Source organism: Pannonibacter sp. CBAS1226 (assembly GCF_055685825.1).
This window is the reverse complement of record NZ_JBVOUO010000001.1, coordinates 708,422-722,837: the sequence shown is the minus strand read 5'-3', so window position 1 is coordinate 722,837 and position 14,416 is coordinate 708,422. Positions and strand designations below refer to the sequence as shown.

The 14,416-nt window shown below is 63.1% G+C and carries 12 protein-coding genes; 4 read left to right on the top strand and 8 right to left on the bottom strand.

Translation table 11 applies throughout. From position 1 onward, the window contains the following. Nucleotides 1-477 precede the first annotated feature (477 nt). The 4 genes from AC0CMF_RS03230 to AC0CMF_RS03215 all read right to left on the bottom strand — a co-directional run bounded on the left by AC0CMF_RS03230 (nt 478) and on the right by AC0CMF_RS03215 (nt 3,778). Entirely contained in the window at nt 478-1,614 is a 1,137-nt protein-coding gene (locus AC0CMF_RS03230; protein ID WP_374628199.1) for a hypothetical protein, read from the bottom strand. Nucleotides 1,615-1,783: 169 nt separating this feature from the next. Next, nucleotides 1,784-1,942 carry a toxin-antitoxin system HicB family antitoxin gene (locus AC0CMF_RS03225; protein ID WP_374628198.1) on the bottom strand — a complete coding sequence of 53 codons (159 nt, stop codon included), beginning with the start codon at nt 1,940-1,942 and terminating at the stop codon, nt 1,784-1,786. Continuing rightward, a complete protein-coding gene (locus AC0CMF_RS03220; protein ID WP_374628468.1) occupies nt 1,882-2,115 on the bottom strand; it encodes a hypothetical protein in 234 nt (77 codons plus the stop codon). Before AC0CMF_RS03220 ends, AC0CMF_RS03225 begins: the two co-directional genes overlap by 61 nt. Nucleotides 2,116-2,254: 139 nt before the next feature. Further along, nucleotides 2,255-3,778 (bottom strand): MFS transporter, encoded by a 1,524-nt coding sequence (locus AC0CMF_RS03215; protein WP_374628197.1) that lies wholly within the window; start codon nt 3,776-3,778, stop codon nt 2,255-2,257. 175 nt (nt 3,779-3,953) lie between these two features. Between AC0CMF_RS03215 and AC0CMF_RS03210 the strand changes: the two genes are divergently transcribed. After that, entirely contained in the window at nt 3,954-4,832 is an 879-nt protein-coding gene (locus AC0CMF_RS03210; protein WP_374628196.1) for a LysR family transcriptional regulator, read from the top strand. Here the strand turns inward: AC0CMF_RS03210 and AC0CMF_RS03205 are convergent. From AC0CMF_RS03205 to ndk, 3 genes are all read right to left on the bottom strand, one after another. Next, nucleotides 4,813-5,361: a GNAT family N-acetyltransferase gene (locus AC0CMF_RS03205; protein ID WP_374628194.1), complete on the bottom strand. Its 549-nt coding sequence runs from the start codon at nt 5,359-5,361 to the stop codon at nt 4,813-4,815. The two genes, AC0CMF_RS03210 and AC0CMF_RS03205, sit on opposite strands and share 20 nt — an antisense overlap. 237 nt (nt 5,362-5,598) lie before the next feature. Continuing rightward, on the bottom strand, nt 5,599-7,356 hold the full coding sequence (locus AC0CMF_RS03200) for a hypothetical protein (protein ID WP_374628193.1): 1,758 nt from the start codon (nt 7,354-7,356) through the stop codon (nt 5,599-5,601). Nucleotides 7,357-8,123: 767 nt separating this feature from the next. Continuing rightward, nucleotides 8,124-8,546 (bottom strand): nucleoside-diphosphate kinase, encoded by a 423-nt coding sequence (gene ndk / locus AC0CMF_RS03195; protein WP_050471485.1) that lies wholly within the window; start codon nt 8,544-8,546, stop codon nt 8,124-8,126. 249 nt (nt 8,547-8,795) lie between these two features. Here ndk and AC0CMF_RS03190 point away from each other — a divergent pair, with 249 nt between their 5' ends. After that, entirely contained in the window at nt 8,796-10,667 is a 1,872-nt protein-coding gene (locus AC0CMF_RS03190) for an ABC-F family ATP-binding cassette domain-containing protein (RefSeq protein ID WP_050471484.1), read from the top strand. A 477-nt stretch (nt 10,668-11,144) separates the two neighbouring features. Here AC0CMF_RS03190 and AC0CMF_RS03185 read toward each other — a convergent pair whose 3' ends face one another. Next, entirely contained in the window at nt 11,145-12,089 is a 945-nt protein-coding gene (locus tag AC0CMF_RS03185; protein ID WP_374628192.1) for an AEC family transporter, read from the bottom strand. Between the two features lie 241 nt (nt 12,090-12,330). Between AC0CMF_RS03185 and AC0CMF_RS03180 the strand changes: the two genes are divergently transcribed. Together AC0CMF_RS03180 and AC0CMF_RS03175 are read left to right on the top strand one after the other, a co-directional pair. After that, complete coding sequence (locus AC0CMF_RS03180) at nt 12,331-13,215, top strand: lysophospholipid acyltransferase family protein (RefSeq protein WP_374628191.1); 885 nt, start codon at nt 12,331-12,333, stop codon at nt 13,213-13,215. 90 nt (nt 13,216-13,305) lie between these two features. Next, complete coding sequence (locus AC0CMF_RS03175) at nt 13,306-14,352, top strand: HpcH/HpaI aldolase/citrate lyase family protein (protein WP_374628190.1); 1,047 nt, start codon at nt 13,306-13,308, stop codon at nt 14,350-14,352. Nucleotides 14,353-14,416: the final 64 nt, after the last annotated feature.

The window sequence follows — 14,416 nt, the reverse complement described above, 5'->3', positions numbered from 1 at the left end:
TTCCAGCTTCCTGAATGTGGCAGCGGAAAGCAGGGAGTTGAGCGAGGCGTTGGTCATCTTGGCGAGCCGCCGCACTCGTTTATATGCTCGTAACGATAGATATTTGGGTAAACTATCAATATATGAAGCGCGATGTAAATAAATTATGGATTAAATATCAATTATTGTCGCTGACTTAAATCGATAAATATATGTATACCATATCTGGAAATTTGCGATGGCTCTTACGATGTTGACGCATGACGCCTTGGCATAAATTTCAAGAGCGAAAGCGGTGACAGCTTTCTCACCATCGATCTCAGCTGCATTGTTCATTGCTTTGCGCTGTGGTCGCCCAGCCATTTCCGGACGCACGCAACCGCGTCTTTGTCTGTCTGCGGTGAAGGGGGCGAGCGATGAAAGACGCCGCTTCGCCGAAGAGCAATACGCCTGTTTTCAACCGCACGTGACCCCTGGCATGTGTCAGTCTGGTTCCGGTCACCCCAAATCCGCAAATCTCTCCAGAAAACGCTCTTTTCTTGCGTGAAGATCGCGAATTTCCTGAAGGCGCAGCCTGAATTCGTCAAGCGATCCGTTTTCTTCATAAATGGACCTGAGTGCTCGGATCAGATTGGCGGCTGTGTCATAGCCTGACGCATTGCGCCGTTCGGCCTCTGAGTTGATTTCATCCCAGACGTTGTACCCGTGCCGCATCAATTGATCGGCCCTGGTCCGGAAAAACTGCAGCTGTTCTTCCTCGCGCCGCCTGCTCTCGGCCGCCGCCTGCTCGGCCTGTTCTGCCTCACGTTCCTGGCGGATCACCTTGGCGCGGGCACAAAGGTCACCTGCCGTTCGCGCGGCAACGGGAGAGACTGTATTGGCAGATTTAAGGCTGTTGCGGACAAGGGCACGCAATTCGCTGGCAACATGCGCATCGCCACTGACAAGGCGGACAAGAAAACCGGACTTGTCCGCATCAGGCAGCCCGGCAATAACCTGCGCTGCGGTCTCCGAAGATGCGTCCACGCTCGTATAAGCGTCGTCTTCCCGTTCGGCGGCGGCAACCACGAGATCGCAGTCAATTCCAAAGAAATCTGCGAAAGCTTCCAGCGCATCCGATATTGGTCCGATACCGGGCATTGGCTCCATCTGGTCCGCCTCCGCAAGCCCCAGATCAACCTCCATCAGCCACATAAGATAGAAAAGCCGCAGATCACCGGCGAGCACGTCAGCACGCAACGGCGCAAGTGCTGCCAGCCATCCCGTGCCATCCTCCCAGCCATCCAATTCCATCTCATCAATGGAAATATCCAGAATGAGGTTTTGGCCAGCGGCACGCAGCTCTACACAATGGAGGCTTCCGGCCAACTGATCGAGCCGGGCGCGGCCGGGCAGATCGGCAGGCAAACGCATCATCAGCCGGCGGGCTCCCCAGTTCGCCAGATAGAGATGCAAGTCGAACCAGCGCTCCATCATGCTATCCGGATCCCCCCGGAATGAGCCCCATTCATAGGAGTTCGTGAAGCTGGTGGAGGAAATCCGGGCACGCGTGGACAAGGACCTCAGAGCCTCCAGATCTGTCCTGGTAAGCGGCTTGTCGACGGCCAGAAAATCATAAAACTGATACTCGCTCATAATCCACCCACTTCTGGAAACGGCTTATCTTCAACCGGGTGATATGGCTCTGCAAGCCTCTGGTACAGATCATCACGCTCACCTGTCATGGGTGGGGAGAAGCGGAGCCGTTTTTCCAGGCAAGTTCGCCTGCACCTTTGTGCCGCCAGAGGTAGACTGCCCGCCCCCCCTACTCCGCAGCCACACGGATTGCCGATGCGATCCATTCGTTCAGGCTTTTGCCCGCAGCGGCGGCTGCAGTGACGGCGGCTGCGTGGTCGTCCGGGCTCAAGCGGACATTGAATTTTCCGGAGAATTTCCGGCGCGGCTCGATGCTTTTTCCCGGCACATTTCAAGATAGACAGCCAGTGACTTGCGGCCCTCTTCCATCAATTCGTGGACGCTTTCAGCATAGAAGTCTGCCCCGCCACTCAGGCCCACGAACTCGCCGCGCAGCATCTGAAGCTCCGGGTCGAAAGCGATGACGGCTTTCTCGCCATTGATCTCGATGACATCGTTCATGGTCTTGCTCCGTGCCTGCTCAGCCATTTATGCCAGTCATTCCCGGAGACTGGCAACGGCGCCAGCTGCCGGTCACATGACGCCCTTCTCCAGGAAACAGCCACCGGCGGAAACCCGCCAGCGGCTTTTCTCGTCCCTGTTACCTCAGACAGGCATCTGCCGGGATTGGCTTGCGGCTGGCGAAGGTGAGGAGTGAGAGGCCGGCGAAGCACCAGGCGGCGATGGCGCCGTAGAGCGTGACCCAGCCGGTGCCCTGTGTCAGGGCACCCCGGGCCTCAGCGAGGGAGAGACCGTGAGCACTGGCAGCGGCGAGATTTCCGGCGGATACGGCGTCGGCAAGGCCCACCAGCACGCCGTCAGCGGGCGCCCCGGTGAAGACATTGGCCAGATGGGCGTGGACGCCGCTCCACAGGATCAGCCCCATGACCGCGATGTTGACGGCGAGCGAAATGAACCTTGCGCTCATGTCCATGCCCGAAGCCATGCCGGCCCGCTCCGGCGGCACGGCAGCGGTTGCGGTGTTGGTGACGGGCGTGTTGGTGAAGCCAAGGCCGATCCCGGCCATGACGCAGCCGGGCAGCAGCGTCAGCCAGCGGGCCTCCCCGCTGACGATTGCCAGATGCAGCAGCAGGAAACCGGCGCCGGTCAGGAAAAGCCCAAGGGGGATGACCATGCCGGGGCCGCGGCGCAGCAGCAGCTTTTCGGCCAGCGGCGGCACCAGGATCGTCGGCACGGTATAGGCCAGCACGGTCAGCCCGGCGCCGATGGCATCATATCCCAGCACGGCCTGCAGATAGATCGGCAGATAGATGACGAAGGGCCAGAAGCTGAAATTCATGCCGCAGGAGCCGAGCAGCGCGCCGGAGAAGCTGCGGATCCGCAGGGCGGCAAAGTCGAACATCGGCCGCGCGATGCGCGTCTCGATCAGAACGAAGAGACCAAGGCAAACGATGCAGGCCGACAGGATGGCAAGGCCCTCCGGATTGTCCAGCCCCGGCTGCTCCCCTTGCGTGATCAGATAGACGATGCCGAGCACCGCCAGCGACAGGGTGATCATGCCGCCAAGATCGATCTGCACCGCGTGGGGATCGCGTGATTCCTCAACGCCCTTGAGGGCAAACAGCACGGTGAGCGCGGCAAGGCCCACATGGATGAGAAACACCCATTCCCAGCTGGCCAGCGTGATGATGCCGCCCCCGGCGATGGGGCCAAAGCCGAGGCCGATCCCGAAGATGATGCCCCACCAGCCAAAGGCCCTGCCCCGGCCCGCGCCGTCCGGGAACTGATGCGACAGCACCGCCACCTGACAGGCGAGCATGGCGGCGGCGGCGACGCCTTGCAGGAACCGCGCCGCGATAAGCAGGGGCGCGCTGGTGGCAAGCCCGCAGATGAGTGAGGCCACGCCGAAAACGGCGACACCGGCAATAAAGATGCGCTTGCGGCCGAACCGGTCGCCCAAAGCGCCCATGGCCATCAGAACCGCGCACATGGCGATGGTGTAGCCGTTCATGATCCATTGCAGCTGGCGGAAATCCGCCGGCAAAACATGCTCGAGCGTGGGAAGAATGGAGGGAATGCTGGTTATTTCCAGCCCCAGCATGAGCGCCGAAAGACACACGGCGGCCAGCGCGAAGCTGTTTCCGGAGGAGGTGGCTGATTTCATTATCTGACCCTGCAGTTGAATGCCGCGCAAGCCGGTTCGTTGCCGCTGGCAGCATGCGCTGCCCGGCTGATCCACTTTGTGCGGCGGTAAGGTTCACTTGCAGGAATGCCGGACCTATGATCATTTGGCAATCGCATGGCAGGGCATATTAGAGATAACGAAATTGGATGGATAGATGAGCGCGCTTGAGGTCGAGGCCGTGCGGGCCTTCGTGATGATCGCCGATCTTCAGAGCTTCACCCGTGCGGCGGTGGCGCTCGGCTCCACACAAGGGGCAGTCAGCGTGAAGCTGAAGCGGCTGGAGGAGCGGCTCGGCAAGAAGCTGATCGAGCGCACGCCCCGGCAGGTGCGCCTGTCGGCACAGGGGGAAACCTTTCTGGCGCCTGCAAGGGAGTTTCTGGCGGCCCATGAACGGGCGCTCGCGGCTCTTTCGGCCGAGCGCCGCCGCTTCCGGCTGGGCATCGCCGCCCATGTCATGGGGCCGGAGGTGCCGGCGCTGCTGGCCCGGCTCAAATCGCTCGATCCCTGCCTGACGGTGGAGGTGATCGTCGACAATTCCCGGGTGCTGATCGAATCCTTCGAAAATGGTGCGCTGGATGCGGTGATTGCCCGCAGCGATGATGGCCGCCGCGATGGAGAGGTGCTGGGGCCCGAGCATTTCGGCTGGTATGCCTCGCCCGCCTTCGAGCATCACGCGGGCGAGCCCTTGCGGATTGCCAGCCATCCCTCTGTCTGCACTGTGCGCGAAGTGGCGGTGCATCTGCTCAACGGGGCGGGCATTCCCTGGGTGGAGGTCTTTGTCGGCGGCACCACGGCCGTCATTGCGGCGCTGTCTGCCGGGCTGGCGGTGGCCGCCTTCCCCTGCCGCCTGGCGACGGCTGACATGGTGGAAGTCAGCGAGGCCCTGAACCTGCCGCCGATCCCCTCGCAGTCCATCGTGCTGCATTCGTCGCTGACTGACGCCAGAACCCGCGAAACCCTGCGCGCCATCACGGCGGTGTTCAGCGAACACCGCCGCAACAGCAACCGGCAGATCAGCCTTCCGGCAGCGTGAGACCTCTCACCCATTCCTTGCGCAGCAGGGCGAACTGGAATGTGTTCTCATAGACCGGATTGCCCGCCGCATCATTGCGGAAGCTGATGTAGTCCAGAAACAGGCCTTCCTTGCGCATGCCGAGCTTTTCGCACAGGCGCTGCGAGGCCATGTTGTGGTCTTCCACATAGGCATAGACCCGGCGGGCCTTGCAGGTGGTGAAGAGATGGGTGAAGAGCGCCCGCGCCGCCTCCAGCGCATAGCCTGCGCCGCCATAGGCGGGATTGAAGTTCCAGCCCACGGACCAGGTGTCTTCTTCCTGCATGGCGAAGACATCGCCGATCAGTGCGCCGGTCTCCTTGAGGGTAACCGCGAGATACTCGTCATCCAGGCCGCGCTTTCCGGCCTCCGCTTCGGCGGCCTCAAGGCTCTCCAGCCGCATCGACAGGAAGCAGCTCGCCACAGGCTCGCGCAGATAGGCATAGAGCCCTTCGCCATCGCTGCGGCGGAAATTGCGGATGATCAACCGGGCCGTTTCAATCGGCTGCATGAAAACTCCATGGTCAAACGTCTGTCCGGTGCCGCTGCGCCCGGCCGGGCCACTGCAGCACCGCCCCGCAGGTGGGGCTTTGTCCCTGAAGTTCAATGCTAAGAATGCCGCCAGCGCCTGCAGTCGCGCGTCCGGGCAGGCAGCTCGGCGATCAGGTCCCTTGTCAGACCTTTCATGGAACGGCGCCGAGCCTGACAAACCCACATCGTCCTGGGTCTCGCCGTCCCATCTTTCAAGCTATTCCCCCTTCAGGAAAGCCAGAGGGTTACGCTGCCAGAATTCGGCTATGCGCTGCACAGTGGGGTTTGTGGCGGCTGTATCGCGTTCGGCCTCTGCCTGCAGGCGGGTGTAGTCGCTGTCGATGAGGAACCAGGACATGGTGGTTGGATCATCAAAGGTAAAGTTGGCGATGGTGACGAAATCCTGGCCGATCTCCCGCCAGGGCTTTGGCGGCGTGACGCCCGGATTGGCCTCTTGCAGGGCAAGGCCATAAAGGTCGCGGGTCATGCGCAGCATGTCCCGGTTACGGATGGTCTGGGATGAGCCGCGCGCATTGAACACGCCTTCCAGCGGGCTGGTCAGCCACCAGAACAGCCGCGCAAGGGCGCTGGCCGGCTTCGCCCGATCCTGATCGGGAAAGGCCCTGACATTGACGATCAGCACGCCGGACGTGTTGCGCACCACCCAGTTGCGCACGGCTCGTGCATTGATGAGGCCCGTGGCGGCCATCACGCCGTAATTGTCGTAATAGCCTGCGTCCACCACCCGCCGCTGCGGCATCGCGGGCAGGGATACGGCCGGCGAGACATAGGGAAAGGTGGCGCTGAGACGCACAGCCGTGGCAACGGTGAACTCATCCTTGCCCCGCTTGCCCGCGCGGACGGCATGTCCCTCCTCCCCGGATCCGCCCGCCTGTGCGTATGGGTAGACGCGGAACATCTCCGCCGAGTGCACATCCGGATCCTCCGCCGCGAAATGCTTGCGCATTTCCAGAAGGTCGAGATTGGAAATGAACAGCGGCGCGCCGGTTTCCACCAGCATGGGCGAGAAGACGACGGAGGGCCTGAGGCCTTGCCGCTCCTCCTCCTTCCAGCCGTTGAAGGGAAGGCGCAGCGTGCCCCACTGGGCCTCCAGCACACGCCCCCTGTCGGCCCGCCGCACGCGCGGCAGCAGGCCTGCGCCCACGTCCCGCACCATCTGCCGCGCCACCGGTGAAATGCTGTCACGCGGCACGATCACGCCTTCCCTTGCGGGATAGCGCATGCCGGGAGGCGCCTGCGGCGGCTGTTGCTGCTGCCAGGCGGCAATGTCGTCCTCGATCATGCGGGCCACCGGGCGGACGGGCAGCCCCTGTGCCGCCTTCGAGGTCTGTTCGGTCAGGTAAGCACCCGCCACCATGCCGCCCGAAGCCCCGGTGATGAAGCGGATGGCATTCATGAAACCGGGCAGTTGCACATTGCTCTGCGTCCCCTGCCCCTTGCCAGCCTCCGCGGCCGCCCCCGCCCCCGCCCCCGGAAACAAAGGGTCATGACGGCTGAGGCCGTCGAGCACGGCCGCTGTCCAGAAGCCTGCCCGGTAGGCGCCGCCTGACGTTGCCAGCAGCACGAGCTTGGGCTTCAGGGGTTCCGGATCATCCGTCTTCTGCCCCGCATCTCCATCGTGGCCAGCCGGGTTTTCTGCACCGAGCCGCGCGGCCCAGGCAGCCAGAACGGCCTCCGGCGCCAGCAGCGCTGGCGGTTCAGGGCGGTCAGCCCAGACAGAGCCGTCCTGTCCGGGATTTGAGGGATCCGGCAGCTCGCCGGAGTAGTCAAGACCTGGAATGCGCAAGCGGAATACGGGCATGCGCCACGCCAGAACCCCGATCCCAGCGGCAAGGCCAAGGGTCAGGACCAGCACATCAAAGGCGGAGGCCAGCGCCACCAGCGCCGTCACTAGAAGCAGCAGCAGGAACCAGGCCGCGCAGGCTTGTAAATACCGGTATTCTGCACCAATCAAGGCTATCAGCACCGCGGCGGCCAGCTGAAGGTGCGTTCCCCATGGTGGCAAATAAGGCCCAATAAACGGAAGATAAACGTAGATCACGCTAAACGTGAGGGCAACGCCGAAGACAGCGCCTGCGAGCCTGCGCAACGGCTCTCCCGGCTGCCATGGCGTTGCCCGAGGGTGTGCCCAGATGGCCGCGCCGCCGCCCAAAAGTAACCATATACCGGCAGCGAAACACAAGTTTGCGGACACCCCTGCCATTCCTTCGCGGAGGGGCGGATCCTGTGCTACAGGCAGAATTCGCGTGAAATAAAGCGCCACGCCAATCCAGATGAACAGCAGCAGCGTCGCGGTGAAGGAAGGGCTCAGATACAGCCGCCAGAACCCGTGCCTGCGGATCGCCTCTTCATGGGCGCGCTGGTCGCAAAACAGCTGCATCAACCCGAATCTAGAACCAATCTTGCCACGCATGATTAGAATTGTCACGGCATAGGCCACAACCGCAGCCAGTTCCCCCGCCCCAACCGCATCGCTGAGCAAGAACCAAATCCTCACCAAACATTCGAACACGGTCATGCGGCGCCCCCTGCCTGCTGTCATGCTCACGCAGGAGTTGAGCATATGAGGGGCGCACTATCAATCGGGGCCTTGCGTGAAAACGGCCCGTACCGCGATGTTTTGAAGCACCATTTTTCACGGGACGGACGGTCTGCCGGCAAGCAAAAAGGCCAGCCTCTTGCGAGGCCGGCCTTTCCGCGTTTCCGGAAATGTCAGGCAGATCAGCCGACGATTTCGTGACCGGCGAACCAGAAGGCGATTTCTTCGGCAGCGGTTTCCGGAGCGTCGGAGCCGTGCACGGAGTTTTCGCCGATGGACAGGGCGAAGAGCTTGCGGATGGTGCCTTCGTCAGCATTGGCCGGGTTGGTGGCGCCCATCACTTCGCGGTTCTTGGCAATGGCGTTCTCGCCTTCCAGAACCTGCACGACGGTCGGGCCGGAAGACATGAACTCGGTCAGTTCGCCGAAGAACGGACGGTCCTTGTGGACGGCGTAGAAGGCTTCGGCCTGACGCTGGCTCATCCACACGCGCTTGGAAGCAACGACGCGCAGGCCGGCTTCTTCGAGCTTGGCGGTGATGGCGCCGGTCAGGTTGCGCTTGGTGGCGTCCGGCTTGATCATGGAGAAAGTGCGTTCGATGGCCATTGGTCTCATCCTTTAAAAATACGGGTGCCGCGCATGCGGCGGTGAAGTGTGTGAAGGCCGCCCTTTGGGAGCGGCCGCGTTGCGCTGCGCCCCATCGGCTGACGGGCGCGGAAACTTGGCCGTTCCTATAGCTTTGCCTCGCGCGCCCCGCAAGGGGGGCGGCGCGAAAGACATGGGGCCCTTGCGCAAACACGCTGGCCGCACGTTGCCCTCTTGCAATGCGGGCCAAGCTCCCCCAAAGATCCGCCCATGTTGCAGATTTCAGACCTCACCTATCGCATCGGCGGCCGTCTCCTCATCGACAATGCCAGCGTCACCCTGCCCGCCCGCAGCAAGACCGGCCTTGTGGGCCGCAATGGCGCGGGCAAATCCACCCTGTTCAAGCTGATCACCGGCGATCTGACGAGTGAAGGCGGCTCCGTCAGCGTGCCCCGCCTTGCCCGCATCGGCCAGGTGGCGCAGGAAGCACCGGGCACGGAGGAAAGCCTGATCGAGGTGGTGCTGGCCGCAGACACGGAGCGCGCCTCCCTGATGGCTGAAGCGGAAACGGCGAAGGACCCGGACCGGATCGCCGCCATTCACACACGCCTTGCCGATATTTCCGCTCACACGGCAGAGGCCCGTGCCTCCGCCATTCTGCACGGCCTTGGCTTTGATGCGGAGGCGCAGAAGCGGCCCTGCTCGGCCTTTTCCGGCGGCTGGCGCATGCGCGTGGCGCTGGCGGCGGTGCTCTTCTCCGAGCCGGATCTGCTGCTGCTCGACGAGCCGACCAACTATCTCGATCTGGAAGGCACGCTGTGGCTGGAAAGCTATGTGGCACGCTATCCGCATCAGGTGCTGCTGATCTCACACGACCGCGACCTCCTCAACAAGGCGGTTGATTCCATCGTGCATCTGGACCGGGGCAAGCTGACCTTCTACCGCGGCGGCTACGACAGTTTCGACCGGCAGCGGCGCGAGACCATGATGCTGCAGCAGAAGGCCAAGGAAAAGCAGGACGCGCAGCGCAAGCACATGCAGGCCTTCGTCGACCGGTTCCGCGCCAAGGCCACCAAGGCCCGGCAGGCCCAGTCGCGCCTGAAGATGCTGGAGAAGATGGAGCCCATCGCCGCGCTGACCGAGGAAAGCGGCCGGCCGATCCATTTCCCCGATCCGCAGGGGCGCCTGTCGCCGCCGATCCTGAAGCTGGAAAATGTCTCGGTGGGCTATGACGGCAAGCCGGTGCTGTCGCGCCTGACGCTCAACATCGACACCGATGACCGCATCGCCCTGCTCGGCTCCAACGGCAACGGCAAGTCCACCTTCGCCAAGCTGATTTCCGGCCGTCTGGCAGCGCTGTCCGGCGAGGTGACCAGCGCCACCAAGCTGAAGATCGCCTTCTTCGCCCAGCATCAGCTGGATGAACTGCGCCCGAACGAAAGCGCCGTCCAGCATGTGCGCATGCTGATGCCGCAGGCGGCCGAAGCGCAGGTGCGCGCCCGCGTGGCCCGCTTCGGCCTGCCGACCGACCGGATGGAAACACCTGCCAAGGATCTCTCGGGCGGCGAAAAGGCACGGCTGCTGCTCGGCCTTGCCACGTTCGACGGGCCGAACCTGATCATCCTCGACGAGCCGACCAACCATCTCGACATCGACAGCCGAGAGGCGCTGGTTCTGGCGCTGAACGAGTTTCAGGGCGCCGTGGTGCTGATCTCGCACGACCGGCATCTGGTGGAAGCCTGCGCCGACCGGCTGTGGCTGGTGGCCGATGGCAAGGTCAGCACCTTCGACGGCGACATGGAAGACTACCGCCGCTACATCCTGCAAGGGCCGGATGCGGTGAAGAAGGCCCGCGAGGACGAAGCCAAGGCGGCCTCCGCCACGGACAAGCGGCGTGAAGCTGCCGAACGGCGCGCCCGCGAGGCCCCCTTGCGCAAGAAGATCGAGGCGGCGGAAAAGGAAATGGCGCGGCTTTCCGACAAGATCGTCATGCTGGATGCCACCATGTCCGAGCCGGATTTCTTCACCCGCGATCCCGAGCGGGCGGCGAAATTCGCCAAGGAACGGGCCTATATCGAAAAGAAGCTCGTCACCACGGAAGAGGAATGGCTGCTGCTGTCAGCGGAGCTGGAAGAAGGGTAAGTGGCCGTCCTGCGGCAGGCACCATGCCCGCCGCACAGGCTCCGGCCCATTGTTGAGATTTGAGGCTGGGGCGGATCGGCGGCTGCAACTGCTCACAGGGAAGCACAGGCGGGCCGCAAACTCGGTGTCACCCCGGGCGGAGCGCAGCGCAGACCCGGGGACCACTCGCTTGCAGAGCGGCGAGTTGAAACGCCGAAGGCATAGCGGGCACATCAGGCCATCTATGTCTCACTTGCGAAGAGTTTCGGCATCCCTCTGCAAATGAGTGGGCCCCGGCTCGAAGGCCGGGGCGACGCTGCGGTGAAGGGCAAGGCAGAGCATCCCTCACAGTCAGCGCCGTCAATCGTTCTACAGCTTCTCACCTTGTCATCCCCGCGAAGGCGGGGATCAAGCTCAACCGGTTGGGCTACAGGCTTTGCCTCAACGGCCCTGGATTGCGCAGGCGCGTCCTGAATGACGCTGGAGAGGCAAAGCCCCCTAAAGCCACCCGTACTGGATGGCCCAGATCACGCCCGTCACCGTCACCACGGATGCCATGGTGCCGATCATGACGAGGCTGGAGGCGCGGTTGACGTAGACCTGATACTGCTGCGCGATGACGAAAACGTTGGTCGCGGGCGGCAGACAGGCCATCAGCACGGCGGTGGCGACCCAGACCGGGTCAAAGCCGCCGACCCAGGTGAGCATCAGATAGACCAGCACCGGGTGCAGGATCAGCTTCACCGCCAGAATGACCGGCAGCTCCAGCGGCACCTTTTCGATGGGGCGCTGCGCCACGGTCACGCCCATGGCAAAGAGCGCGCAAGGGGCTGCCGCACCGCTGAGGAATTTCAGCATGGTATCAAGCCCCTGCGGCGGCTTGAAGCCGATGAAGGCGGCGCCGACACCCGCGATCGTCGCCAGAATGAAGGGATGGGTGAAGACACGCACCGCCACCTTCTTCATGGTCTGCGACAGATGCTCCTTTTCCGTTCCGGCCATGGCCATCATCAGCGGCGCCAGAATGAACATCAGCGTGTTGTCGAAGCACAGGACGAAAGCGGTCGGCACGGTGGCGGCAGGCCCCAGCACCGCCATGGTCAGGCCCGGCCCCATGTAGCCCACGTTGGAATAGGAGCCGCCGATGGCCATGATGGTGGATTCGGGGATGCTGCCCTTGGTCGCCAGCACGCCGATGCAGAAGCAGATGGCAAAGACCGTGTAGGTGACGAAGGTGGTCGCAGCCACGTAGCTGAGGTCGGTCAGCTGTTCCACCGGCGTCTCCGACAGGAGGCGGAAGAACAGGGCGGGCAGCGCAATATAGATGATGAAGAAATTCATCCACGCCATGCCGGACGGCGGAATCTTGCTGAGCTTGCCCGCTCCGAAGCCCAGAAAGATCAGGCCGAAGAAGGGAAAGGCGAGCGCGATGACATCTTGCATGGCAGGATCCGGGACCTTTGGCCAAGACTTCGGGGCCAAGACGTGAGGGGCCAAGACAGGGTGAGGAATGCGCAGCGTCAGAGGATCTGCCGCTTGCAACCGGCATGTGGCTTGGGTAATCCACGCCTAACCTGTTCGCGCCAGACGGTCAATGAACCCTCTGGCTATGTGACGCGCCGGCCGGGCACATGTGCCATACGTGCATGCCCTGCCGGCCATGATCCGGATCCGACCACAGCCGATGACCCAGCGCTCTCCGTTCCGCACTTTCGCACTGAAGGCTGAATGGGCCGTGCTGGCGGCTGTTGTGTTCCTGTTCCGCCTCGTGCCGGTGGACCGGGCTTCGGCTGCCATGGGTTTTCTGTGGCGCAAGCTTGCCCCGCTCAACAAGCGCCACAAGCGGGCACTGAAGCATCTGGAACTGGCCATGCCGGAGCTGACGGCTTCAGAGCGCCGCCAGATCATCGACGGCATGTGGGACAATCTCGGCCGGGTGACCGCCGAAACCTTCCAGATCGACCGGATGATCCGCGACGAAAGCCGTTTCGAGCTGCAGGTGGATGCGCGGACCGATGCCATTCTCAACGGCGCTGGCCCTTGCGTCTTCGTGTCGATGCATTCGGCCTGCTGGGAACTTTGCGTGACGCCCGCCTTCCAGCGCGGCCTGCCGATGGCCGGCGTCTATCAGGCGTTGAAGAACCCCTATTCCGACGCCTTGCTGCGCAGCCTGCGCGGCACGCTCTATCCGCTCGGGCTCTATTCCAAGGGGCATCAGACGGCACGCAAGCTGCTGTCCATCCTGCGTTCCGGCGGCGTCTTTGCGCTGATGGCGGACCTGCGCGAGCGGCGCGGCGTCAAAGTGCCGTTCTTCGGGCGGGAGGCCTATGCGACGCCGGTGCCGGCCACCCTCGCCCGTGCCTGCGGCGTACCGATCGTCATTGGCCGCGTGGTGCGTCTGGAAGGCGCCCGCTTCCGCATCGAGGGAATCTGCATCGATCCGGCATCGGATGGGGACAAGGAGGCCGATATTCTGGCGACGACGGCGGCCATCCATGCCCAGTTCGAGGCATGGATCCGCGAAGTGCCGGAGCAATGGATGTGGATCCACCGCAAGTGGGCGGATTGATCCGCTGCTTGCGCTTCCGTCTTTCGGTGAATTGCTGCTCCGCACCATGATGCTATAGCTGTGGGTCATGAGGACCGGAGGAGCCGCAGCATGACGAAGACACCACGCGCCTTTTATGCCCCGCTTGCCATTGGCGCGCCGGCGCCCTTCCGCGACCTGCCGGTCCGGCTGGAGCGCATGATCCATTTCGTGCCGCCGCATCTGGAAAAGATCCGTGCCAAGATCCCGGATCTCATTTCGCAAGTGGATGTGATCCTCGGCAATCTGGAAGACGCCATCCCCGCCGATGCCAAGACGGCAGCCCGGCACGGTTTCATCGAAATGGCCAGGGCGAATGACTTCGGCAGCACGGGCTTGTGGACCCGTGTTAATTGCCTCAACAGCCCCTGGTTTCTCGAAGACATGCTGGAGATCATTCCGGCGGTGGGCCACAAGCTCGACGTGGTGATGCTGCCGAAGGTCGAAGGCCCCTGGGACATCCATTATCTCGACCAGCTGCTGGCCCAGCTTGAAGCCCGCGCGGGCCTGACGAAGCCGATCCTCATTCATGCCATTCTGGAAACGGCTGAAGGGGTGAAGAATGTGGAGGCCATTGCCACGGCCTCTCCGCGCATGCACGGCATGAGCCTTGGACCGGCGGACCTTGCCGCCTCGCGCGGCATGAAGACGACCCGCGTCGGCGGCGGCCATCCCGGCTATGCGGTGCTGGCGGATGAGGACGGCAGCGGCGCGCCCCGCGCCCGCATGCAGCAGGACCCATGGCACTACACGGTGGCCCGCATGGTCGATGCCTGCATGTCCGCCGGCCTCAAGGCTTTTTATGGCCCCTTCGGCGACTTTTCCGATCCGGCGGCCTGTGAGGCCCAGTTCCGCAATGCCTTCCTGATGGGCTGCCTTGGGGCCTGGTCGCTGCATCCGTCTCAGGTGGACATCGCCAAGACCGTGTTCAGCCCGGACCCGGCGGAAGTCGCCTTTGCGCGCCGGATTCTGGACGCCATGCCCGACGGCAGCGGCGCTGTGATGATCGACGGCAAGATGCAGGATGATGCCACCTGGAAACAGGCCAAGGTGATTGTTGACCTTGCACGCCTTGTTGCGGCGCGCGACACCAAGTTTGCAGAGGTTTACGGACTCTAGACGGTTCCCTATTATAAGGGAAAGTCTTCACCGCGCGCTGACGCCGCATCGTGCCCCTCCACAC